At 58.3% G+C, this 24,035-nt stretch carries 20 protein-coding genes; 7 read left to right on the top strand and 13 right to left on the bottom strand.

Features of this window, described 5'->3' with window-relative positions; all coding sequences use genetic code 11:
- The first annotated feature begins 1 nt into the window (after position 1).
- Both glnA and hspQ read left to right on the top strand, forming a co-directional pair.
- On the top strand, positions 2 to 1,411 hold the full coding sequence (gene glnA, locus RRU01S_RS04380) for a type I glutamate--ammonia ligase (protein ID WP_045229042.1): 1,410 nt from the start codon (positions 2 to 4) through the stop codon (positions 1,409 to 1,411).
- Between the two features lie 146 nt (positions 1,412 to 1,557).
- Positions 1,558 to 1,887 (top strand): heat shock protein HspQ, encoded by a 330-nt coding sequence (gene hspQ / locus RRU01S_RS04375; RefSeq protein ID WP_045229041.1) that lies wholly within the window; start codon positions 1,558 to 1,560, stop codon positions 1,885 to 1,887.
- A 72-nt stretch (positions 1,888 to 1,959) separates the two neighbouring features.
- Here hspQ and RRU01S_RS04370 read toward each other — a convergent pair whose 3' ends face one another.
- Positions 1,960 to 2,616, bottom strand: a complete 657-nt coding sequence (locus RRU01S_RS04370) for an invasion associated locus B family protein (RefSeq protein ID WP_045229040.1) — start codon at positions 2,614 to 2,616, stop codon at positions 1,960 to 1,962.
- A gap of 324 nt (positions 2,617 to 2,940) precedes the next feature.
- On the opposite strand from RRU01S_RS04370, the gene RRU01S_RS04360 reads away from it, so the two are divergent.
- The 3 genes from RRU01S_RS04360 to RRU01S_RS04350 all read left to right on the top strand — a co-directional run bounded on the left by RRU01S_RS04360 (position 2,941) and on the right by RRU01S_RS04350 (position 6,534).
- Complete coding sequence (locus RRU01S_RS04360) at positions 2,941 to 4,767, top strand: extracellular solute-binding protein (RefSeq protein ID WP_045229038.1); 1,827 nt, start codon at positions 2,941 to 2,943, stop codon at positions 4,765 to 4,767.
- A gap of 95 nt (positions 4,768 to 4,862) precedes the next feature.
- Positions 4,863 to 5,534 carry a DsbA family oxidoreductase gene (locus RRU01S_RS04355; protein WP_045229037.1) on the top strand — a complete coding sequence of 224 codons (672 nt, stop codon included), beginning with the start codon at positions 4,863 to 4,865 and terminating at the stop codon, positions 5,532 to 5,534.
- Positions 5,535 to 5,589: 55 nt separating this feature from the next.
- Positions 5,590 to 6,534, top strand: coding sequence for a DMT family transporter (locus tag RRU01S_RS04350; protein ID WP_045229036.1), 945 nt, complete (start codon positions 5,590 to 5,592; stop codon positions 6,532 to 6,534).
- A gap of 20 nt (positions 6,535 to 6,554) precedes the next feature.
- Here the strand turns inward: RRU01S_RS04350 and RRU01S_RS04345 are convergent, their stop codons facing one another.
- From RRU01S_RS04345 to RRU01S_RS04335, 3 genes are all read right to left on the bottom strand, one after another.
- Positions 6,555 to 6,881 carry a hypothetical protein gene (locus tag RRU01S_RS04345; RefSeq protein ID WP_045229035.1) on the bottom strand — a complete coding sequence of 109 codons (327 nt, stop codon included), beginning with the start codon at positions 6,879 to 6,881 and terminating at the stop codon, positions 6,555 to 6,557.
- 132 nt (positions 6,882 to 7,013) lie between these two features.
- Positions 7,014 to 10,511: a transcription-repair coupling factor gene (gene mfd / locus RRU01S_RS04340; RefSeq protein WP_045229034.1), complete on the bottom strand. Its 3,498-nt coding sequence runs from the start codon at positions 10,509 to 10,511 to the stop codon at positions 7,014 to 7,016.
- Positions 10,508 to 10,825 carry a succinate dehydrogenase assembly factor 2 gene (locus RRU01S_RS04335; RefSeq protein WP_045229033.1) on the bottom strand — a complete coding sequence of 106 codons (318 nt, stop codon included), beginning with the start codon at positions 10,823 to 10,825 and terminating at the stop codon, positions 10,508 to 10,510. Before RRU01S_RS04335 ends, mfd begins: the two co-directional genes overlap by 4 nt.
- 398 nt (positions 10,826 to 11,223) lie before the next feature.
- Here RRU01S_RS04335 and recG point away from each other — a divergent pair, with 398 nt between their 5' ends.
- Together recG and RRU01S_RS04325 are read left to right on the top strand one after the other, a co-directional pair.
- Positions 11,224 to 13,329 (top strand): ATP-dependent DNA helicase RecG, encoded by a 2,106-nt coding sequence (gene recG / locus RRU01S_RS04330; protein ID WP_045229032.1) that lies wholly within the window; start codon positions 11,224 to 11,226, stop codon positions 13,327 to 13,329.
- A gap of 5 nt (positions 13,330 to 13,334) precedes the next feature.
- A complete protein-coding gene (locus RRU01S_RS04325) occupies positions 13,335 to 13,595 on the top strand; it encodes a hypothetical protein (protein ID WP_045229031.1) in 261 nt (86 codons plus the stop codon).
- 3 nt (positions 13,596 to 13,598) lie between these two features.
- On the opposite strand, the gene RRU01S_RS04320 is transcribed toward RRU01S_RS04325, so the two are convergent.
- The 9 genes from RRU01S_RS04320 to pcsA form a co-directional block, all read right to left on the bottom strand.
- Positions 13,599 to 14,267 carry a DUF502 domain-containing protein gene (locus tag RRU01S_RS04320; protein ID WP_045229030.1) on the bottom strand — a complete coding sequence of 223 codons (669 nt, stop codon included), beginning with the start codon at positions 14,265 to 14,267 and terminating at the stop codon, positions 13,599 to 13,601.
- Between the two features lie 185 nt (positions 14,268 to 14,452).
- Positions 14,453 to 16,279 (bottom strand): glutamine--fructose-6-phosphate transaminase (isomerizing), encoded by a 1,827-nt coding sequence (glmS, locus tag RRU01S_RS04315; RefSeq protein ID WP_045229029.1) that lies wholly within the window; start codon positions 16,277 to 16,279, stop codon positions 14,453 to 14,455.
- A gap of 100 nt (positions 16,280 to 16,379) precedes the next feature.
- Positions 16,380 to 17,738 (bottom strand): bifunctional UDP-N-acetylglucosamine diphosphorylase/glucosamine-1-phosphate N-acetyltransferase GlmU, encoded by a 1,359-nt coding sequence (gene glmU / locus RRU01S_RS04310; RefSeq protein ID WP_045229028.1) that lies wholly within the window; start codon positions 17,736 to 17,738, stop codon positions 16,380 to 16,382.
- A gap of 91 nt (positions 17,739 to 17,829) precedes the next feature.
- Positions 17,830 to 18,168 carry a pentapeptide repeat-containing protein gene (locus RRU01S_RS04305; RefSeq protein ID WP_045229080.1) on the bottom strand — a complete coding sequence of 113 codons (339 nt, stop codon included), beginning with the start codon at positions 18,166 to 18,168 and terminating at the stop codon, positions 17,830 to 17,832.
- Positions 18,169 to 18,244: 76 nt separating this feature from the next.
- Entirely contained in the window at positions 18,245 to 19,318 is a 1,074-nt protein-coding gene (locus RRU01S_RS04300; RefSeq protein ID WP_045229027.1) for a BMP family ABC transporter substrate-binding protein, read from the bottom strand.
- Between the two features lie 37 nt (positions 19,319 to 19,355).
- Positions 19,356 to 20,276, bottom strand: a complete 921-nt coding sequence (locus RRU01S_RS04295; protein WP_045229026.1) for an ABC transporter permease — start codon at positions 20,274 to 20,276, stop codon at positions 19,356 to 19,358.
- The gene (locus RRU01S_RS04290; protein ID WP_045229025.1) at positions 20,276 to 21,364 is read right to left on the bottom strand and encodes an ABC transporter permease; all 1,089 of its coding nucleotides are present in this window, start codon (positions 21,362 to 21,364) and stop codon (positions 20,276 to 20,278) included. The genes RRU01S_RS04295 and RRU01S_RS04290 overlap by 1 nt, the downstream gene beginning before the upstream one ends.
- Positions 21,354 to 22,925, bottom strand: coding sequence for an ABC transporter ATP-binding protein (locus RRU01S_RS04285; protein WP_412674260.1), 1,572 nt, complete (start codon positions 22,923 to 22,925; stop codon positions 21,354 to 21,356). Before RRU01S_RS04285 ends, RRU01S_RS04290 begins: the two co-directional genes overlap by 11 nt.
- 172 nt (positions 22,926 to 23,097) lie before the next feature.
- Positions 23,098 to 23,829, bottom strand: coding sequence for a phosphatidylcholine synthase (gene pcsA, locus RRU01S_RS04280; RefSeq protein ID WP_045229024.1), 732 nt, complete (start codon positions 23,827 to 23,829; stop codon positions 23,098 to 23,100).
- Between the last annotated feature and the right edge of the window lie 206 nt (positions 23,830 to 24,035).

Raw genomic sequence — 24,035 nt, 5'->3', positions numbered from 1 at the left:
AATGACGACCGCAAACGATATTCTCAAGCAGATCAAGGACAACGACGTCAAGTTCGTGGACCTGCGCTTTACCGACCCAAAGGGCAAGCTGCAGCACGTGACGATGGACGTGGCCTGCGTGGACGAAGACATGTTCGCCGATGGCGTCATGTTCGACGGCTCCTCGATCGCTGGCTGGAAGGCCATCAACGAGTCCGACATGGTGCTGATGCCCGATACGGGAACGGTTCACATGGACCCGTTCTTTGCACAGTCCACCATGGTCATTATCTGTGACATTCTCGACCCGATCTCCGGCGAGTCCTACAACCGCGACCCACGCGGCACGGCCAAAAAGGCTGAAGCCTACCTGAAGGCGTCGGGTATCGGCGACACGGTGTTCGTTGGTCCAGAGCCGGAATTCTTCGTGTTCGACGACGTGAAGTACAAGGCAGACCCGTACAATACGGGCTTCAAGCTGGACTCGTCCGAGCTGCCATCCAACGACGACACCGACTACGAAACCGGCAACCTCGGCCACCGTCCGCGCGTCAAGGGCGGCTACTTCCCGGTTCCTCCGGTCGACAGCCTTCAGGACATGCGTTCCGAAATGCTGACGGTTCTCGGCGAGATGGGTGTTGTCGTTGAAAAGCACCACCATGAAGTCGCTTCTGCACAGCACGAGCTGGGCGTGAAGTTCGACACGATGGTATCGAGCGCCGACAAGATGCAGATCTACAAATATGTGGTGCATCAGGTTGCCAACGCTTACGGCAAGACGGCAACCTTTATGCCAAAGCCGATCTTCGGCGACAACGGTTCGGGCATGCACGTTCACCAGTCCATCTGGAAGGGCGGCAAGCCAACCTTCGCTGGTGACGAATATGCAGGCCTGTCCGAGACTTGCCTTTACTACATCGGCGGCATCATCAAGCATGCCAAGGCGATCAACGCCTTCACCAACCCGACGACCAACTCCTACAAGCGTCTGGTCCCAGGTTACGAAGCACCGGTTCTGCTGGCCTATTCCGCCCGCAACCGCTCCGCCTCCTGCCGCATTCCGTTCGGCTCCAACCCGAAGGCCAAGCGCGTCGAAGTTCGCTTCCCTGACCCCGCCCAGAACCCGTATCTCGGCTTTGCCGCGATGCTGATGGCTGGTCTCGATGGTATCAAGAACAAGATCCACCCCGGCAAGCCGATGGACAAGGATCTCTATGACCTGCCGACAAAGGAATTGAAGAAGATTCCAACCGTCTGCGCCTCGTTGCGTGAAGCCCTCGACAGCCTCGACAAGGATCGCAAGTTCCTGACAGCTGGCGGCGTGTTCGATGACGACCAGATCGATTCCTTCATCGAACTGAAGATGCACGAAGTCATGCGTTTCGAAATGACCCCTCACCCGGTCGAATTCGATATGTACTACTCGGCCTAATAGTGAATTTAAAAGGCGCCTCTCGGGGCGCCTTTTTTCTTTTGGGTGACGTGCCGGATGCAATCAACAAAATGCGGTGTTGCAACCCGATATCTTGATATTTTTTATCCAGCCCCCAAATTGTATGGGGAAAGGATGTGCATGCCATGAAACAAAGAGACGCAAAGTTTACGATTGGCGAGGTTGTTCGCCACAGGGTGTTTCCGTTCCGCGGTGTGGTATTCGACGTAGACCCGGAATATTCGAACACGGAGGAGTGGTGGAACGCCATCCCGAAGGAAATCCGCCCGGATCGCGACCAGCCATTTTACCACCTTCTGGCTGAAAACGACGAATCCGAATATGTCGCTTACGTATCGGAGCAGAACCTCGTTCATGACGAGAGTGACCAGCCTCTGCGGAACCCGAATATTTCCCGCATATTCGACACCACTCCCAACGGTGTGCTGCGGGCAAAGTCAGCGATGACGCACTGACCGTCAGATCTGAAATCTGAACAACAAAAAACCGGCCTGAAATCTCAGGCCGGTTTTTTAATGTCGAATGTCTTAGTTAGCAGGCTTGGACTTTGCTGCGTCCTGAGCGGCTTCGAGCTTCTTGCGAGCCTCTTCAGCCTTCTTCTGCATGCCTTCCTGGAGGGAACGCTGGCTTTCAGCAAGCTGCGACTGCGTGATCGGCTGGCCGTCATAAGCACCGGTGAAGCCGCTGAGAGCGATCTTGATCGGGTTTGGCGCGCGACGGAAGTTGATGGAGGTGAACACGATTTCCGTGCCCTTCTTCATGCTGGCAATCATCGCGTCCGTCAAAGGCACTTCAGCCGTGCACTTGTCTGGAAGGCAGACGGCGTAATCGAGCTTCTGGCCCTTGGCACCATCGATCTGCATCATGACGCCAGGAGGCAGCAGGCGTGCAGTTGGAACCGAAACCTGAAGCAGCTTGCGGTTGACCTTGCCTTCGACGCTGATGAGGCCAACAGCCGTGATCATCTGGCCGTTCTGGGCGAGAACAACGTTCTGCACAACGCAAACATCATTGTCTTCCTGCTTGCTGCAAGTCTTGAACCAGCCAAGCGGAGGTGCACCGGCACCACCTGCCGCAGGAGCAGCCTGCTGAGCCTGCGATACGGCTGGTGCAGACACGGCACCCAGCGAAAGAACGAGAGCAGACAAGCCTGCGCGGGTAAATGTGTTTGCGAATTGCATCATAAGAGTTCCGTCTCCTGAATTTTCTTATGCGAAGCAGAACGGGACGAACTGCTCAACATCATCGGTATCCGTCTGCCCGTTCCACTGTCGTTTAAATGAGGCAAATGCGTGACCCGACGGTTTCGGCAACCCTGTTACATCCCGTTGAGTGCGATATCCAGCACTTCTTTCAACTTTTCTTGAGCCCCGACAGATTTTCCGTGGTCGGATGCCTGCCATAGTTGGGTGTGATACATTCCCGCGGGAATCAATACAAGACGGGCGGCGTTTGGCCAACGTAGCAATGCCGTGATGAGACAGCCCGAATGTGACAGGACAATTACCATGCGAAGCCTTTTGGCGTTCATCCCCGCCCTTCTTTTTTCAGGTCTGGCGATGGCGGAACCACTCCACGGGATTTCGATGCATGGCACGGTCGCCCTGCCCGCCGACTATAAGAACTTTCCCTATGTGAAGCCGGACGTGAAAAAAGGTGGCCGCATTTCCTACGGCGTCGTTGGCACCTTCGACAGCCTCAATCCCTTTGTTTTGAAGGGCATGCGCACCACCGCACGCGGCGTGTGGGACCCGGAATTCGGCAATCTGCTCTATGAGCCGCTGATGCAGCGGTCCAACGACGAACCCTTCTCGCTCTATGGCCTGCTGGCGGAAACCGCCGAATGGGATGACGACCGCACCTACATCCAGTTCAACATCAATCCGAAAGCCAAATGGCAGGACGGCCAGCCTGTCACGCCCGATGATGTGATCTTCACCTTCAATCTTTTGAAGGAAAAAAGCCGCCCGCCCTTCAACAGCCGCCTGAACGGCGTGGCGAAGATGGAGAAGATCGGCGAGCACGGTGTGCGCTTTACCTTCAACGAAAATGCCAATCGCGAAACGCCACTCATTCTGGCGTCCTCGACGCCGATCCTGCCGAAGCATGCCATTGATCAGGCGACATTCGAGCAAGGCGGCCTTGGCCCCGTGGTCGGCTCTGGTCCTTACCGAATCAAAACCCTGCGCCCCGGAGAGCGTGTGGTTTGGGAGCGTAACCCTGATTACTGGGGCAAGGATGTGCCGTCCAAGGTCGGCTCTGATAACTACGACGAGATCAGCATTCTCTATTTCCTACAGGTCACGACGATGTTCGAGGCCTTCAAGAAAGGCGATATTGACATCTACCCCGAAGGCGATGCCATCAATGGTTCAGCCGACTCATCACATTGGGGTCAGGCTTACAATTTCCCGGCGGTGCATCGCGGAGACATTGCCCGCGACGTTTTCGAATCGCGCCTGCCATCGGGCATGTTCGGCCTCGTCTTCAACACGCGACGCGCCATCTTTGCCGATGAGAAAGTGCGCGAAGGTCTATCCTATGCGCTCGATTTCGAGTGGATGAACCGCAACATTCTGGGCGGTGCCTTCCAGCGAACGCAAAGCTATTGGCAGAATTCTGCGCTCGGTGCTTTCGGCAACGCGGCGGATGCACGTGAACTTGCGCTGCTGGGCGATGCCGCCAAGAAACTTCCGCCTGCATTGCTGGCTGGCACCTACGCCATGCCCGTGACAGACGGCTCCGGTGCCGACCGAAAGGTGCTGAAACTCGCCGTCGATAGGCTGAAAGAGGCCGGTTACACGATCAAAAGCGGCAAGATGTCGGATGCAAAGGGCCGCCCGCTGGCCTTCGAAATCATGACACAGAACCCCGCACAGGAACGGATCGCACTTGCCTATCAACGCTCTCTAAAGCTGATCGGCGTCGATATGGCCATCCGCTCCGTCGATGACGGGCAATATCAGGCCCGCTCCAACAGCTTTGACTATGACATGATCATCCGCTCGCTGCCCTCCTCGCTGTCGCCGGGGGCAGAACAGCTCAACCGCTGGGGCTCTGATTCGCGCGATGCCAATGGCAGCTTCAACTATGCGGGTGTTGCCGATCCTGACGTGGACCGTATGCTGGAGGCGCTTTTGCAGGCGCGCTCGACCGAGGATTTTCAGGCCGCCGTCCGCGCCTATGACCGGCTGCTGACCGCAGGCCACTACATCATTCCGCTCTATTACATCGGTGCGCAGTGGGTGGCGCGGTGGAAATATATCGAGCGGCCCGAGACCACGCCGCTTCTGGGCAACCAGAAAAGCACATGGTGGGATGCACGCGCTCAATGAGGCGCGCGACATGGTTCTCTTGAGGTAACGCCTTGCGCGAGCGCGGCAACGCCCCTAGATGAAGCGGATATTTTCGGGTCTGAAAGGGAAGTACCATGCAACGCATTGTTATCGACGTCGTCTCGGACATGGTCTGCCCGTGGTGCTATCTCGGCAAGGCGCGGCTCGATCTGGCGCTGGCCGAAATTCTCGATGAGGTCAGCGTCGATGTGAACTGGCGTCCCTATCGCCTGAACCCGGATTACCCTCCTGAAGGCGTTGACCAGAAGGCCGAGCTTGAAAAGAAGCTGGGCGGCAAGGAAAAGGTCGAGCAAGCGCACGAGATGCTGACGCAACTTGGCAAGGAAGTCGGCATCGCCTTCGATTTCGACGCCATCAAGGTTGGCCCCAACACGCTGGATGCCCACCGCCTGTCGCTCTGGGCCCATGCCGAGGGACGCGAGTTTCAGGACAAGGTCGTGAACGAACTGTTCCGCGCCAATTTCGAGGAAGGCCTCAACATCGGTGACCACACCGTGCTGGCCGATATCGGTGAAAAGGCCGGGATGAACCGCGACGTCGTGGAGAAGCTGCTCGCCTCCGACGCGGACAAGGACACGGTCGTTGCGGAAATCGACGCGGCCCAGCAGATGGGTGTTTCGGGCGTACCCTTCTTCATTCTCGACCAGAAATATGCGGTCAGCGGTGCGCAAAGCAAGGAAGTGCTGATTAATGCACTGCGGGATATTGCCAGAATGAAGCTGGAAGAGCATAGGGCAATGAACTGATCGTCAGCGCCTCCCCGCTGTCGATTTCCGGCCCCTAATAGTTCCAGGTGTTTCCGTGTCCGATAGCACGTTGAAGGGCATTCTGCTCGCATTCGCAGCCTTTGCGGCCTACGCCTGGAGCGATGCGAGCGTGAAGCTCATCGAAGGGCAATTGTCGCCCATTCAATCCGCCTTCTTCGGCGCGCTGTTCGGGCTCTGCGCCCTGCCCTTCATCCGCAAGCGCAATGACGACTGGCGCGACATCGTGCGCACCACCAACCGCCCACTGTGGCTGTTGCGTTTCGTGTCATCCGGCCTCGGCGCCATCACCTCGGTCACGGCTTTCACCCATCTTTCCATGGCGGAAGCCTTTGCGCTTATCTTCCTGTTGCCCGCTTTCGTCACCATGATGTCGGTTCTGTTCCTGAAGGAGCAGGTCGGTATCAAACGCTGGTCTGCCGTCATCATCGGCTTTGCGGGTGTTCTTGTCATCTTGAGACCCGGTTTCCGTGAGCTGTCGACTGGCCATTTCGCGGCCATCGTTGCCGGTCTCTGCGGTGCGATTTCCATCGTCATCTTCCGCGCCATGGGGCCATCGGAAAAGAACATCTCGCTCTATGGTGCGGGGTTGCTGGGAACGCTGGTGATTTGCGGTGTGGCGATGACATCGTCGTTCACACCGCCCAATGCGCAGCAGTGGATGTTTCTGGCCGGTTACGGCCTTCTCGGTGCTGTCGCCAACGGGCTGGTCATGTATGCGGCGAAATATGCGCCAGCAGCCGTCATCGGGCCGACGCAATATAGCCAGATGCTCTGGGCCATTCTGTTCGGTTATCTGATTTTCGGAGATGGTGTTGATGGCTGGATGCTGGTGGGCATCGCCCTCATCATCGGCTCCGGGCTGATCACGCTCATCCGCGAGCGTCAGAGACATGTCGCTCTGCCCACATCGATTGCGGCGGCAGACCAGAATGTTGCCGTCGCGATGACACCGGAGAGTGATGAGGATAAGACGGACTGATCAGCCCGTCCCCGGCTCCATCAATTGCAGACACGCACACGATACATGTCGCCATAGCCATCCTGACGCCATGCCAGATGGCAGCGGTGATAGACAGGCTCATAGACCACAGGTGGGCCGTAAACGGGCTGGCTGTAAACGGGTGTGTAGCTATAGGCTGGCGGGCCATAATAGTTGCGCGCGCCCGCAATCAACGCACCGCCAACGACGGCTCCAGCGATACCTGCGCCAAATCCGCGTCCGAAATTGTTACGTGCTTCTGCCTGGCTGGTGGTGGCAATTGTGGTGCCCGCAATTGTCAAAGCAACCAGACCAGCGGTGACAAACCTGTTCATGGTGGTCAACATAGTCCTGCTCCTTCGTTCAACGGCATCAGGCGAAACAGTGCCGTGCCGATGAGAACAAGATTATGCCTCTCAATCCTACAGCCAGATGTCCGTTTGATTAAATCGCCGTAAGAAACGGCGATCCAATATTGGTCAGGATTTCGCCAGTTCAGCCAGCTGCGTCATCACCATCGCAGCACCTGCCAGACGCTTCTCCGGAGTCGGCAGATCGCGGGTCAGGAACACGCTGTGATCTGGCCTGATCTTCGCCATGGAGCCCTGCTTGGCGATGTAGCCAACCAGTGCCGCAGGGTTCGGGAACTCCTTGTTGCGGAACTGCACGACGACACCCTTCGGACCGGCATCCAGCTTTTCGACATTGGCAGTTCGGCACAGTGACTTGACGTAGACGATCTTGAGCAGGTGCTGCACTTCCTTCGGCAGCGGACCGAAACGGTCGATCATCTCGGCGCCGAAGCCATCGATTTCGTTCAGATCGGTCAACTCGCCGAGGCGACGGTAAAGGCCCATGCGCAGGTGCAGATCCGGAACGTAATTTTCCGGGATCATGACCGATGTACCGACAGAAATCTGCGGCGACCAGCCGCTGTCGATGACGTCGTCCTCGCCCTTCACTTCGGCCACGGCCTCTTCCAGCATCTGCTGGTAAAGCTCGAAACCGACTTCCTTGATGTGACCGGACTGTTCTTCGCCCAGCAGATTGCCAGCGCCGCGAATATCCAAATCATGGCTGGCAAGCTGGAAGCCCGCACCCAGCGTATCGAGCGATTGCAGAACCTTCAGGCGGCGTTCCGCCATGGTCGTCAGTACCTTGTTGACCGGCAGCGTGAACAGCGCGAAAGCGCGAACCTTGGAACGTCCGACACGACCACGCAGCTGATAGAGCTGCGCCAGACCGAACATATCGGCACGGTGGACAATCAGCGTGTTGGCTGTTGGCACGTCCAGACCCGACTCGACGATGGTGGTGGAAAGCAGCACATCATATTTGCCGTCATAGAAGGCGTTCATGATGTCTTCCAGCTCACCTGCCGCCATCTGGCCATGGGCAACGGCGACCTTCAGTTCCGGCACGTCCGATTGCAGGAAGGCGTGAATATCGGCGAGATCGGCAAGACGTGGGCAGACATAGAAGCTCTGGCCACCGCGATAATGCTCACGCATCAGCGTTTCGCGGATGACCAACGCATCAAACGGCGAGATGAAGGTGCGCACCGCCATGCGGTCCACCGGTGCGGTGGTGATGAGGGACAGTTCCCGAACGCCCGTCATGGCAAGCTGAAGCGTGCGCGGAATGGGCGTGGCCGACAGTGTCAGCACATGCACATCGCTCTTCAGCTCTTTCAGCCGCTCTTTGTGTTTCACGCCAAAATGCTGCTCCTCATCGATGATGAGAAGGCCGAGATTGGCGAAATTGATGCCAGCGCCGAGCAGCGCGTGGGTGCCGACGACGATATCCGTCTTGCCCTCGGCCACTTCCTTTTTCGTCAGCGCCAGTTCCTTTGTGCCAACAAGGCGCGAGGCCTGCTGCACGCGGATCGGCAAGCCACGGAAGCGTTCGGAGAAGGTGCGGAAATGCTGGCGCGCCAAGAGCGTGGTCGGCACGACGACTGCCACCTGCACGCCGTTCATGGCAGCCAGGAAGGCAGCGCGCAGCGCCACTTCCGTCTTGCCGAAGCCGACGTCACCGCAGATAAGGCGGTCCATCGGGCGACCGGCACCCAAATCCTCGCGAACGGATTCGATGGCATTGAGCTGATCTTCCGTCTCGTCATAGGGGAAACGGGCAGCGAATTCGTCGTAAAGGCCATCGGGCGCAATCAGCGCGGGCGCATGGCGAACCATACGCGCAGCGGCAATGCGGATAAGATCACCCGCCATATCCAGCAGGCGCTTCTTGAGCTTGGCCTTGCGCATCTGCCATGCGCCGCCACCCAGCTTGTCGAGATTGGCTTCCGCCGCATCCGAGCCGTAACGCGACAGAAGATCGATATTTTCGACCGGCAGGAACAGCTTGGCCTCATCGGCATAGTGAAGCTCAAGACAATCACGCGGCGCACCCGCAGCCTCGATGGTGCGCAGACCGACGAACCGCCCGATACCGTGTTCGGCGTGAACGACGAGCGAGCCTTCATCCAACCCCGCGACTTCCGAGATGAAATCCGCCCCGCGCTTGCGGCGCTTGGAACGGCGCACCATGCGGTCGCCCAGAATATCCTGCTCACCGATGACGGCGAGATTGCCGGTTTCAAACCCGGCTTCCAGGCTCAGCACCGCAGCGGCGGCCTCGCCCTTGCCGAGCTTTTCGACTTCCTTGAACGACTGGATGGTCTTGATGTTCTCAAGCCCATGCTCGTTCAGCACCTGCAACATGCGGTCGAGCGAACCCTCGGACCAACCGGTAATCAGAACCTTCCAGCCCTTGGAGCGACGCTCGGCAATGTGCTTGACAGCAAGCGTGAAGACATTGATGCGTTCTTCGCTTTCACTTTCCGTCTGCGATTTTGCCCAGCGCGGACCGACATGGGCATCCAACATCGCGACCGGCTTGTCCTTGGAATCCTGCTCGTTGAACGGCGTCAGGCGCACCGCGTTGACGGCGTTCAGCGCCTCATCGAAGCTCTTGCCGCCGAGATAAATCTGGCTGGGCGAGACGGGCTTGTAGGGCGCGCCCTGCGTTGCGCCTTTCGTCTGGCCGGATTGTTGCCGTGCCTCGAAATAATCATGCACCAGCTTGGAGCGTTCGACAGCAGCCTCGCGCGCCGTGTGGTCGGTTACGATGCGGAAGCCCTTGAGATAATCGAAGGCCGTTTCCAGATGCTCGTAAAACAGCGGCAGCCAATGCTCCATACCGGCATAACGACGGCCTTCGGACACGGCCTGATAGAGCGCGTCATCCCGTGTCGCCGCGCCAAACAACGAGAGATAGTTCTTGCGGAAACGGCTGATCGTATCCGGTGTCAGCGTCACTTCGCTCATCGGGTTCAGATCGAGCGAACGCGCCTGGCCGATGGTGCGCTGGCTGGCTGGATCGAAGGTACGGATGCTCTCCAGCGTATCGCCGAAGAAATCCAGCCGCACAGGCTCTTCCGTGCCGGGCACGAACACGTCGAGAATGCCACCGCGCACGGCAAATTCGCCCACTTCGCGCACCGTTGCCACACGGTCGAAACCGTTGCGCTCCAGCCTGGCGGCGATGTCATCCATGCGGATCTGATTGCCGGGCTTGGCCGAGAAGGCCAGACTTTCGATCACATCACGCGGCGCCATCTTTTGCAGCATGGCGTTGACGGTGACGAGTACGATGGCCGGATGCGGCTTTTTCTGGTGATGGATAAGGCCGGAAAGCGTGGCAAGACGGCGCGCCGAGACATGCGCGCTGGGCGACACGCGGTCATAGGGCAGGCAATCCCAGGCAGGTAATGTCAGAACCGGAATGTCAGGCGCAACGAAGCCCAGCATCTGCTCCAGATCGGCCACGCGCTGACCATCGGAGAGCACATAGGCCACGGGCGTGCCCTGTCGTGCCAAATCCGCGAGCAAAAAGGCTTCCGTGCCGGAGGGCACGTTGCCAATGGTCAACGGCGTATCGGCCGATGCCACCAGCCTGACATCGAATCCGGCTATCATTTTGGGCTGTGTCCGTTCTGGGCAGTGACCAGATCGAAATCCGGGCGGTAGGAAACGATCGTCATGAACAACGGCGTCTGGAATTTTTCAGGAATGGCCTGCGCGCCCGTTACCATCTGCACGAGGTCCTGATCTTCCTCGTCCATGATGATTTCAAGCTCGTCCAGTTGCTCATCCGAGAGATCAGCAATGTTCTCTTCCGCAAACTGGCCGAGAACAAGGTCCATTTCCCTGATGCCACGATGCCAGCACCGATAAAGAATCCGCCTGCGCCTCGGATCGAGGTCGGCACTTGTGCGTACCAGTCCTGTCATCGCATTTTCCTTCCCTTTGGGACGACTTACGTTTCGACAGCCCACCTGTCGGTCCGCCTCCACCACCCTCATTCCTGTGCTTGTCACAGGAATCCAGCGACCTGACGTCTGTCAGGTCAAAGAGGCTTTTCAGCCCAAAGACTTGGGCTGACTGGATCCCTGTGACAAGCACAGGGATGAGGGAGAAGAAAGGATGGCCGAAGAAAGCGGGCCTCGTAATCGCGGAGCGTCCTTCAATCAAATTCATCTGTTGCCTTTCCTATAGAACAGGACAGGAACGATTGGGAACCGCTTTTTACGCAAATATCGCCACAGGCCGGAAAATCTGCCGGTGATAAACCGAGTTTCTCATCCCACCGCTCTTGCATTGCGCCCGCCCTTCCACGATTTTGCTCGCCATGCGCCCCGCCCTCCTCGATCCGCTGTTTGCTACCGTCGCCACGCTGACCGGCGTAGGGCCGAAGCTTGCCGATTTGCTGGCGAAACTTCTGGGCCGGGACAGCGTTGAGGAAAGCCGCGTTGTCGACCTGCTTTTTCATGCTCCCTACAACATTATCGACAGACGCAACCGCCCCGGCATCGCCCATGCACCACAGGGCGCCATTGTCACCATTCAGGGACGTGTGGACCGCCACCAACCGGCACCGCCCGGCAACCGGTCTGCCCCTTATCGGGTCTTCCTGCACGATGAAACCGGCGAACTGGCGTTGACATTCTTCCGCGCAAGAGGCGACTGGCTGTCCAAGGCATTGCCGGTGGACGAAGAGGTAATGGTCAGCGGCAAGATCGACTGGTTCAACGGTCGTGCCTCCATGGTGCACCCGGATTTCATGGTGAAGGTCTCGGAGGCCGAGAACCTGCCGCTGGTCGAGCCGGTCTACCCGTTGACAGCCGGGCTCTCGCCCAAGGTCTTGCGGCGAGCGATCGATGGCGCACTGACCAAAATGCCGGTCTTCCCCGAATGGATCGACGAAGCGCTGGCGGCACGCGAGAGCTTTCCACATGTAGCCGATGCCTTTCGCGATCTGCACGATCCGCGGGACGAGGCCGATATCGACCCACAAGCCCCTGCCAGACGCCGCCTTGCCTATGACGAGTTTCTGGCGGGTCAGCTTTCGCTGGCGCTGGTGCGTCAAAGGCTGCGCAAGGTCACCGGCCAACCCATCCGTGCCAAGGGCGATTTTGCCGCCAAAATTCTGGCGAACCTGCCGTTTTCAATGACGGCAAGCCAAAGCGCTGCGGTGAAGGATATTCTGACAGACATGGCGGGCGAAGACCGCATGTTGCGGCTGTTGCAGGGCGATGTCGGCGCGGGCAAGACGCTGGTGGCGCTGATGGCCATGGCCACAGCCGTCGAGGCTGGCGGCCAGGCCGTGCTGATGGCACCCACCGAAATTCTCGCCCGCCAACATTTCGCGACAATCTCGAAATTCGCAGCCACCGCCGGTATCTCCTGCGAGGTTCTGACCGGTCGCACAAAGGGCAAGGAACGCCGCGAGATCGAGGAGCGCATCGCGTCGGGTGAGGCGCAGATCATTATCGGCACCCACGCGCTGTTTCAGGATAGCGTCAGCTACAAAAACCTCGTGCTGGCGGTGGTGGATGAGCAGCATCGCTTTGGCGTGCACCAGCGCCTGCGGCTGACCGCCAAGGGCATCTCACCGCACATGCTCGTCATGACGGCAACGCCCATTCCCCGCACACTGGTTCTGGCCGCTTTCGGGGATATGGATGTTTCCAAGCTGACCGAAAAACCGGCTGGCCGCAAACCCATCACGACCGTGACAATCCCGACAGAGCGCATCGGCGATATCGTTGCACGGCTGAAAAGTGCGCTGTCCGAAGGCAAGAAAGCCTACTGGATCTGCCCGCTTGTGGAGGAATCGGAAGAATCCGATCTCATGTCGGCGGAGGAGCGCCATGCTGTTCTGTCCAAGTCACTTGGCGCAGATATTGGCCTCATCCACGGGCGCATGAGTGGACCGGAGAAGGACGCGGCCATGCTCGCCTTCAAGACCGGCGAGACCCGCCTGCTGGTGGCAACTACCGTCGTGGAAGTGGGCGTGGATGTGCCGGATGCGACGATCATGGTCATCGAACACGCAGAAAATTTCGGCCTTGCCCAGCTTCACCAGCTGCGCGGGCGCGTCGGGCGTGGCGATGAGGCCTCCACCTGCATTCTGCTCTATAAGGGGCCGCTCAGTGAAAACGGCAAGGCACGCCTGTCCATTCTGCGTGATAGCGAGGACGGCTTCCTGATTGCCGAAGAAGATTTGAAGCTGCGCGGCGAAGGCGAGCTTCTGGGCACCCGCCAATCCGGCACGCCCGGCTTCCGCATCGCCAGCCTTGAAGCCCATGCCGATCTTCTCGAAATCGCCCGCAAGGACGCCGCCTATATCATCGAACGCGACGCAGAACTGACCAGCGAGCGAGGCCGCAATCTGCGCACCCTGCTCTACCTCCATCGCCGTGACGAAGCGATCCGTTTCCTCCATGCAGGCTAACGACCATGAATGACATGCCCCTACCGCCAGCCGCCTTCAGCAAAGGCTATGCGCTGTGCTCACCAGACAACCTGCTGCTCCCGGAGACCTTCGCCAAAAGCGAAAAGAAGGCGATCGGCAAGAACTTCAAGAAACCGGGGCGCAAGAAGGCATGGGCAGACGCGCAGGAAAAGGGCTGGAGCGTGCGCTTCGTCTATATGCGCGTGTTTGTGCCGGTGTTTCACGCGACATCCACAGTTGGCGGCGAGGTTTTTGACGACGATTGATCGTCAAACCGGCGCAATCGCCTTCGGCAACTCGAAATCCGGGGCAACGAGACCGCCGGAGATCAACAGCTTTGCGCCATCTTCCGGTGACATATCCAGCATGATGATCTTGTCTTTGGGCACGAACAGCAGAAAGCCCGCTGTCGGCACCGGTGTTGGCGGCAGGAAGACCGCGACCATTTCCTGACCGATTTCGTTGAAGCGATAGGCCAGCTCGCCCTTGGCATCCGACGCCACGAAAACCATGGCCCATGTGCCGGGTGATGGAAACTCGATGAGGCCGACCTTTTTGAACGAGCTGGAATGTTCCTTCAGAACCGATTCGAAAAGCTGCTTGATGCTTTTGTAGATGGGCCGGACGAATGGCATATGGTTGAGCACCGACTCGCCAAAGCCGACGATCCATTTGCCGATGAGGTTGTTGCCGAGAAAACCGATCAGCGTAATTCCGATGACCGCCACCAGAAGACCGAAACCGGGAATGGCGACATCGAAATATTGCTCGGGATCGTACCGCGCCGGAATATAGGGCTTAACCCAACTGTCCACCCATTGCAGGAAGGTCCAGACCAGCCACATGGTGATGGTCACAGGTGCAAGGATGAGCACGCCTGTCAGGAAGCTGTTGCGCAAGCGCGTTGCGAAGGAAATTTTGACAGGAATTTCGGTCATGAGCCCGCGCAAATTCGAGAAACTTCAAGAGATGAAGACTTTCTTGAAACGGACAGTGGCGAAACGCGTTCCGCGTTTCAAGTGAATAATCGAGCCGGTGTGCACTGCGATACATAATCCTGTTCGCAGGTGCGTTATCGCCACGTGTTCATTGGAAGTCCAAAGAAAAAATCAGTGGAGGCAGATTACTCCACCGTCACCGACTTCGCCAAGTTGCGCGGCTGGTCCACATCTGTGCCCATGAAGACGGCGGTGTGATAGGCCAAGAGCTGGATCGGGAGCGAGAAGACCATCGGAGCGATGATTTCGTCCACGTTCGGCAGAACGATGGTGGCCATCGTTTCGAGCTTGGAGGCGGCAGCGCCCTTCTCGTCGGTGATGAAGATGATCTTGCCGCCGCGGGCTGCGACTTCCTGCATGTTGGATACGGTCTTGTCGAAGAAGCGGTCATGCGGGGCGATGACGATGACGGGCATGTTCTCATCGATCAGCGCAATCGGCCCATGCTTCAACTCGCCTGCTGCGTAACCTTCCGCGTGGATATAAGAGATTTCCTTGAGCTTGAGCGCGCCTTCCAGCGCCAACGGATAGCTGGTGCCGCGACCGAGATATAGCACGTCCTTGAAGCGGGAGAGATCACGCGACAGGGTTTCGATCTGCGGCTGGATGGCGTTGAGCACTTCGCTCATGACACGAGGCATTTCGATCAGGTTTCGGACGAGGTCCGTTTCCTGCTCAACCGTCAACGTGCCGCGAGCCTTGCCAGCGGCAATGGCGAGTGAGGCCAGAACGGCCAACTGGCAGGTGAAGGCTTTTGTGGATGCGACGCCGATTTCAGGACCAGCAAGAATCGGAAACACCGCATCCGATTCGCGCGCCATGGTCGATTCGCGAACATTGACGACGGTGCCGATCTTCAGTCCGTTTTCCTGGCAATAGCGCAGCGATGCCAAAGTATCAGCCGTCTCGCCGGACTGCGAAATGAAGAGTGCTGCCTGCGTCGGCATAAGCGGCATTTCGCGGTAGCGGAACTCCGAGGCGACATCGATTTCCACTGGCAAGCGTGCATAGCGCTCGAACCAGTATTTGCCGATGAGGCCGGACAGATAGGCCGTGCCGCAGGCGGAAATGGCAAGGCCGGTCAGCTTGGAGAAATCGATGGCCGGATCGGCATCCTTCACGCGCTTTTCGGCGAAGTCCACATAGTGGCTGAGCGCGTGGGAGATGACCTCTGGCTGTTCGTAGATTTCCTTTTCCATGAAGTGGCGATGGTTGCCCTTGTCCACCACATAGGCCGTCGCCTGCGAAATCTGGCGCTGGCGCTCGACGGGATTGCCGGAGAAATCGATGATCTCAGCACCCTTGGCGGTGATGATGGCGCAATCGCCGTCCACCAAATAGGTGATCTCGTTTGTGAAGGGCGACAGCGCGATGGCGTCCGAACCGAGGAACATTTCGCCACGCCCGTAACCGATGGCCAGCGGAGGCCCGGAACGTGCAGACAGCAGCGTCGTAGGGTCATCCTGAAACATGACGCCCAGCGCATAGGCACCGGTGACGCGGTTGAGCATGGCCAACATGGCGGCACGATGATCAAGACCATCGCGGGTGAATTTTGCCAAAAGCTGAGCGACGACTTCCGTGTCTGTCTGCGTGGTAAAGGTGGCACCTTCCGCCGTCAGCTCATCGCGCAACTCGGAGAAGTTCTCGATAATGCCGTTATGGACGACGGCCACGCCATCCACGAAATGCGGATGGGCGTTGGTTTCGTTCGGCACGCCGTGGGTTGCCCAGCGGGTGTGGGCGATGCCCGTGAGGCCGGGAAGCGGCTCTTCCGACAGCTTCTTTTCCAGATTGAAGAGCTTGCCCTCGGCACGGCGGCGGGCCAATGCGCCATCATGGATCGTTGCGACGCCAGCGGAGTCATAACCCCGATATTCCAGACGCTTCAGCGCATCCACAAGGCGCTCCGCAACCGGCTGCGTTCCAACAATGCCAACAATGCCGCACATACAATTCTCCGAGGTATTTTATGTTGACCGAAGTCCTAGCGATTTCCGCAAAAATCGCAATTGCAACCGCGGTCACTTTCAATGTCTATCCGTTACGATATCAGGACTTTTTCTTGGCATCCTTGATGGCCTGCGCACGGGCGCGCAACGCATTGGCGCGACCCTCCTTAATCTCCTGCCGCGCCCGGCCAAAGGCCAGTGCATCGGCGGGCACATCTTCGGTTATAACGCTGCCGGATGCGACATAGGCATCGTCACCGATATTGACGGGTGCCACCAGCGAGGAATTGGAACCGACGAAGGCGTTTTTGCCGATTCGCGTCTCGTGCTTGTTGATGCCATCGTAATTGCAGGTGATCGTCCCTGCCCCGATGTTGCTGCCAGCACCCACAAAGGCATCGCCGATATAGGTAAGGTGATTGACCTTGGCACCCTCACCGATCTCGGCCTTCTTGACCTCGCAGAAATTGCCAACCTTGGAATTGGCGGCCAGATTGGCACCCGGACGCAGCCGCGCGTAGGGACCAACCGTCGCGCCACCGCTGACATGCGCACCTTCCAGATGCGAAAAGGCATGGATGACGGCTCCCGATTCGATGGTGACGCCGGGCCCGATCACCACATTGGGTTCGATCAGCGCATCCTGCCCGATCTTCGTATCCCAGGACAGAAACACGGTTTCCGGCGCAATCATCGAGACACCATCGATCATGAACTGGTGACGGGCGCGTTCCTGCCAGAGCTTTTCGATGGTAGCCAGTTCGGCGCGGTTGTTGCAGCCGATCAATTCTGTCTCAGGCGCATCAATGGCGACGGCCTTACCGCCCAACGAGCGAGCGATCTCGACGATATCCGTCAGGTAATATTCGCCCTTGGCATTGTTGTTGCCGATGCGGGTCAGAAGATTCAGCGCACGACGACCATTGATCGCTATCAGGCCACTGTTGCACCAAGTAACCTTGCGCTCGTCCTCTGTTGCGTCTTTTTCCTCGCGGATGGCGACTAGCTCACCATTCTCGACCAGCAGACGACCATAGCCGGTCGGCTTATCGGTATGGAAACCGATAACCACGACATCGACATTCTCGCTCAGCGCCTGACGCGCCTTATCAAGCGTTTCGGATGTCAGCAGAGGCACGTCGCCATAGGCGATCAGCACATCGTCGTAACCGCTTTCGATGGCGGCGCGGGCAGCCAGCACGGCGTTGCCGGTGCCGAGACGCTCTTTCTGGAGATAGGGCTCGACGCTGACGCCAGCATTGCGCGCCGCATCCGCCACCTTGTCCGCATCACGCCCGACCACGAGTGCGGCAGAGCTGACTCCAGCCCCTGCGACAGCCTGCATCACATGCGCGATCATCGCCCGGCCAGCCACGGGATGCAGCACCTTCGACATGGACGATTTCATGCGTGTGCTTTCACCAGCGGCGAGAATGACGGCAAGGCAACTGCGTTCCATTGGTATCTCCGTAACAAACAAACGACGCGTACCAAAGCACGCGTCGGTCATTTAGCAGTTGCGCCATAAAGATCAAAGCAAGATCGAAAGCTTAGGATTTGACGGGGCCGTTTGCCTTATAGACAGCCAGAAGTTCGCTGATCTCGACCCCCTCGATGGTAGCACCCATCAAACGACACCCGGAGAACTGCGCACCGGTCAGATTCGCGTTCTTGATAACGGCACCTGACAAATTTACGGCGTTCATGGCCAAGCCAGACAGGTTGACGTCATTTACGGACCAGCCACTCATGTTGCTGTCATTGAAGGACGCACCTGAAAAATTGATTTGGTTGAAAGAAGTGCCCGAAAGATTAGCATCATTGAAAGTCGAGCCGGAAAGGTCGCTGTCGTTGACTTCAAGAATCTCTGTCGTCCGAAATAACTTCATCTTTTTCTCCAAAAAAATGCCGCGCATATTTCGATATGCGCGGCATGATAGTGATGAAGAATTTTAGACGCAACCGTTACTGCGGCAGCTTGTCGTCTACGCCTGCGACGTAGAAGTTCAGGCCGAGAAGGACCTTGTCTTCAGCCTTTTCGCCAGCCTTCAGCCACTCGGAACCGTCCTGCTTCTTGATCGGGCCGGTGAAGGGGTGCAACTCGCCGGACTTGATCTTGGCTTCGGTTTCCTCGGCCATTTTCTTCACGTCATCTGGCATGTTGGTGTAAGGCGCCATGGTGAGGATGCCGTCTTTGAGACCGTCCCAGATCGATTCGGACTTCCATGTGCCATCCAGAAGCGCCTGTGTGCGCTTGATGTAGTAAGCGCCCCAGGTATCGACGATGGCCGTCATCTGCGTGTTTGGACCGGCCTTGATCATGTCGGATGCCTGACCGAAGGCCTTGATGCCGCGCTCGGCTGCAACCTGCATCGGGGCTGTGGTGTCGGTATGCTGGGTCAGAATGTCGACGCCCTGGTCGATCAGTGCCTTGGCGGCATCGGCTTCCTTGCCGGGGTCGAACCATGTGTTGGCCCAGACGACCTTGACCTTGAATTCAGGGTTCACGGACTGTGCGCCCAGAACGAAGGCGTCGATGCCCATCACGACTTCAGGAATCGGGAAGGACGCGATGTAACCGGCGACACCCTTCTTCGACATTTTGGCTGCGATCTGGCCCTGAATGTAACGTCCTTCATAGAAGCGCGAATTGTAGGTCGCGAGGTTCTCGGCGTTCTTGAAGCCGGTCGCGTGTTCGAACTTCACCTTCGGGAACTTCTGGGCAACCTTGACGGTGGCATCCATGAAGCCGAACGACGTCGTGTAGATCAGCTCGCAGCCGGAACGGGCCATGCGCTCGATGGCGCGTTCGGCGTCTGGTCCCTCGGGAACGCTTTCAAGGAACGGCGTTTCGATCTTGTCACCGAAATGCTTCTGCAATTCCTGACGGCCGATGTCATGCGCCTGCGTCCAGCCGCCATCCGTCTTGGTGCCGACATAGACGAAGCAGACCTTTTTGGCGTCTGCGGCCTGGGCGGCTGGAACCACGCCGACGATTGCGGCGGCCGAGGCGGCCAGTGCGATGATGAGTCTTTTCATTTTTACCCCTGCTTGGTTAGGCGTGAACCTGGTTTTTTTAGCGGTCCGGCACGAACGGTTTGCCGAGCGATGCCGGTGTATTGATCAGCGTTGTGCGACGATTATGGGAGATGATGATGAGGACCACAATAGTCGCTATGTAAGGCATTGCTGAAAGAAGTTGGGACGGCACACCGATGCCGAGAGCCTGCGCGTGCAACTGGCCGATGGTGACGGCCCCAAAGAGATATCCGCCCGCCAGAACCCGCCATGGCCGCCAGGAGGCAAACACCACTAGCGCCAGCGCAATCCAGCCACGCCCGGCAGACATGTTTTCCACCCATTGCGGCGTATAGACCAGCGAAAGCTGTGCACCGGCGAGACCCGCACAGGCACCGCCAAACATGACGGCAAGGTAGCGCGTGCGGATGACGTTGATGCCGAGCGCATGGGCAGAGCCGTGATTATCGCCAATGGCACGGATTTTCAGTCCCGTGCGGCTTTTGAACAGGAACCAGCCGATGCCGATGACGAGCGCGATCGACATGTAGAAAATCAGATCCTGCCGGAACAGGGCGGGTCCGATGATTGGGATTTCGGACAGAACGGGAAAGACGATGGGCGGCAGCTTGACGCCGGGCAGACCCACGAATGTTTCGCCCAGCATGCCGGAAACGCCAAGTCCGAGAATGGTCAGCGCCAGCCCTGTCGCCACCTGATTTGTCACCAGTGTCAGCGTCAGGAAACCGAAGAGCAGCGAGAAGACAGCACCGGATGCGATACCAGCGACGATGCCGATATAGGGCGAGCCAGTGATGTGGGCGGCAGCAAAGGCGCAGACCGCGCCCATGATCATCATGCCCTCGACGCCGAGGTTGAGCACGCCTGCGCGCTCGGTTACCAGCTCGCCGAGAGCGGCAATGACCAGCGGCGTCGCAGCGGTGATGACGGTGAGAAGGATCGCCTGAAACATATCCATCATGCGGCTCCTTCGGTGCTATTGCCGCGCCCGAAACGGATGCGGATTTTGTAGATGATCAGCGTATCGCAGGAGAGCACGAAGAACAGCATCAGCCCCTGAAAGACGCGTGTAACCTTATCGGACACGCCGATGGAAAGCTGCGCCGCCTCGCCACCCAGATAAGTCAGCGCCAACACGAAGCCGGAGGCGATGATGCCGAGCGGGTTCAAGCGCCCCAGAAACGCAACGATGATGGCGGTAAAGCCGTAACCGGGCGAGATGGACGGCTGCAAATGGCCGATGGAGCCTGAGACTTCCGAAATACCGGCAAGCCCCGCCAGCGCGCCTGATAGCACCAGCGAAAACCACACCATGCCGCGCGAGGAAAAACCGGCAAAGCGTCCTGCCCGTGGCGACTGGCCCAGCACGGTCACTTGAAACCCCTTGAGCATAAAGCGCATCATGAACCACAGCGCGATGGCCGCGATGATGGCAAAGACGATGCCCCAATGGGCGCGACCGGATTCCAGAATTTCCGGCAGCACAGCGCTTTCGTTGAAGGCTGTTGTCTGGGGGAAATTATAGCCCGCCGGATCACGCCAGATGCCCCGCGTCAGCCAGTCCAGAAACAATTGCGCGACATAGACCAACATCAGGCTGGTCAGAATTTCATTGGTGTTGAAACGCGTTTTGAGCAGCGCCGGAATACCGGCATAGAGCGCGCCGCCGGCAGCACCCATGATGAGCATCAGCGGCAGGATCATGGGCGACTGCCACTGCGGATAGAGCACCGGCAGGATGGAACCCGTGATCGCACCGATGGTGAACTGCCCTTCGGCACCGATATTCCAGTTGTTCGAGCGGTAGCAGACCGACAGGCCGACCGCGATAAGAATCAAAGGTGCAGCCTTGATCGCCAGCTCATGCAGCGACCAGACTTCCAAGAGCGGATCGATAAAGAAGCTGTAGAGCGCGCTGAACGGGTTCTTGCCCAAAAGCGCAAACATGATCGCGCCGAAGACCAGCGTCAGAGCCAGCGCCAGCAGAGGCGAGAGAATGGCGAAGAGGTTGGAGACGCCGGTGCGTTTTTCGAGCTCAATGCGCATGTGCGGCAGCCTCCGCATGTCCCGCGTGAACACCGCCCATCAAAAGTCCGATCTTTTCCCGGTTCATCTCGCCCGCCGGATAGGATTGCGACAGACGCCCATCGGAAATGACAGCGATGCTGGAGGCCACTTCAAAGATTTCATCCAGATCCTGGCTGATGACGATAACCGCAGAGCCAGCCTTGGCCAGATCGACCAGTGCCTGACGAATGCGGCTGGCGGCTCCGGCATCCACTCCCCATGTCGGCTGGTTGACGACCAGCACGGACGGCTGGCGATCGAGCTCACGCCCGACGATGAACTTTTGCAGGTTGCCACCCGAAAGCGATCCGGCCAGCGGATCGTCCCCGCTCTTGCGTACATCCATCGATGTAGAGATGCGTCTGGCCGCATTCTTGATGGTCGAGCTGCGAATGACCTTCAGAAAACCGCCGCTAAGGAAGGCCTTTCTGTCGGAGCGACAGCGCGCCAGAAGCAGATTGTCAGAGAGCGTCATGGTCGGCACGGCGGCGTGGCCGTGGCGTTCTTCCGGCACAAAACCGGCACCCAGCAGGCGGCGGCCATTGATACCCATGCGCCCCACCGGCTTGCCACGCAGGAAGATCGAGTCGTCCTTCGCGACAGGATATTCACCTGAGAGCGCATCGAACAGTTCCCCCTGCCCGTTTCCGGCAACACCGGCAATGGCCAGAACCTCACCGGAGCGAACCTTCATGGAGACGTCTTTGAGCGAAACGGCGAACGGCGTGCGGGCCGCGACCGAAAGGCCGATCATCTCCACGCTCATGTCACCGATCGTACAGGTGTCATCACGCTGAATGCCTGCGACATCGGAACCCACCATCATGCGTGCCAGAGAAGACGGCGTTTCCTTGCGCGGATCGCAGGCGCCCGTCACTTGGCCATGGCGCAGAACGGTCGCGCGGTCGCAGATGCGCTGCACTTCTTCCAGACGGTGGCTGATGTAGAGAACGGAGCGCCCTTCCGCCTTCAGCTTTGCCAGCGTTTCGAAGAGACGGTCGGCCTCCTGCGGGGTCAGTACCGAGGTCGGTTCATCCAGAATGATGAGCTGCGGATTTTGCAATAGAGCGCGCACGATCTCGATGCGCTGGCGCTCGCCCACCGAAAGGTCGGCTACGTGGGCATAAGGGTCGAGCGGCAGACCATAGGCCTTGGACAGCGCTTCCGCCTCGCGGGCAATCTCTTTCAGCGAAATTTTCGGATCCAGCGACAGCGCGATGTTTTCGGCAACCGTCAGCGCTTCGAACAGCGAGAAGTGCTGGAAGACCATGCCGATACCAAGCTTGCGCGCCTCACCCGGAGAGGTGATGCGAACCGGCTCACCCTTCCACAGGATGTCGCCTGCCGATGGTTCCAGCACGCCGAACAGCATTTTGACCAGCGTGGATTTTCCAGCCCCGTTCTCACCCAGCAGCGCATGAATTTCACCGGGCGCAATATCGAGATCGATCGCATTGCAAGCGCCGAATGTTCCAAACAGCTTGGTTAGCTGGCGAACGGACAATAGAGGCAAGGCCCCAGACGTCACCGATCCCGTCACCTGTTCCCCTTTTCCAACCCGGTGCCGCACTTTCTACGAAGTGTTGAGCCGCCGGACCGATAACCATGCACTAAAATTGGGCAGTGCCCGTTATTGGTACTAGATACCCGTTTTATGGCTGCGCACAACTGCAAAACAGACCGGGCATGCAAGTTTTGAACGACTGTTTTTTCTATTCCGCGCGGGTGCCGAGTTTTGGAAACAATTGCATGATCCCACCGACGCAATAGAGGTAGAGCCCGGTAATTGCCACGCCCACGGCCACCCATGTCGGCGTGTCGAAATGCAGCAGCAGAGAATACCCTCCCAGCACGCACCATACGAGGAAAATCGTCATGTTAAGCGGGCGCAGACGCTTGACGCGCACCGGATGCAGAAAATTGATATTCAGGAAGGTCAGGATGACCGAAATGGTCACGACGGTCATGGCCGTGGTCGCGCTCGCATCTATGACGAACAGCGTGAAGACCACCATGTTCCAGACCACGGGGAAGCCAGAGAAGAAGTATTCGTCTGTTTTCATGCCCATATCGGCATAATAGATGGCGCTGGACACCACGATCATGCCTGCGGCAACGAAGGACCAGGGCTCGCCGATCATGCCGCTCTGATAAAGCGCGAAAGCGGGCAGCAGGACATAGGTCACATAGTCGATGATATTGTCGAGCGTATCGCCGGACCAGTTGGGCAGAACCTCTTTCACCCGAACCTTGCGGGCAATGGGTCCATCGATACCGTCGACGGCGAGCGCCAGACCCAGCCACCAGAACATATCGACGAAGCGATGCTCAGCAGCCGCCACGACGCCCAGAAATGCGAGGAAGGAACCGGATGCAGTCAGAATGTGGACCGAGAAGGCCCGCATTTCTGCATAGGGCACGCGCTTGTATTTGAATATCTTCATCAGCGCATGCGCCTCGCTTTAATCCGCAATATCCATTCCGGTATGCGACCATTCATCGCTGTTTGCAACCATTCCTCAAGGCTTATCCTAGGACTAATATGGATTTTACATCAGGATCATGGTCCCCACGACACATCTGCCGTCTGGATTTGCCGGGCTGAAAATCCTATGTTGGGGACGTGGATGCGCGTCAGAATTGGAACGAC

The sequence above is a fragment of the Agrobacterium rubi TR3 = NBRC 13261 genome, assembly GCF_000739935.1.
Taxonomy (GTDB): Bacteria; Pseudomonadota; Alphaproteobacteria; order Rhizobiales; family Rhizobiaceae; genus Agrobacterium; species Agrobacterium rubi.
This window is presented reverse-complemented; position numbering and strand designations above follow the sequence as displayed.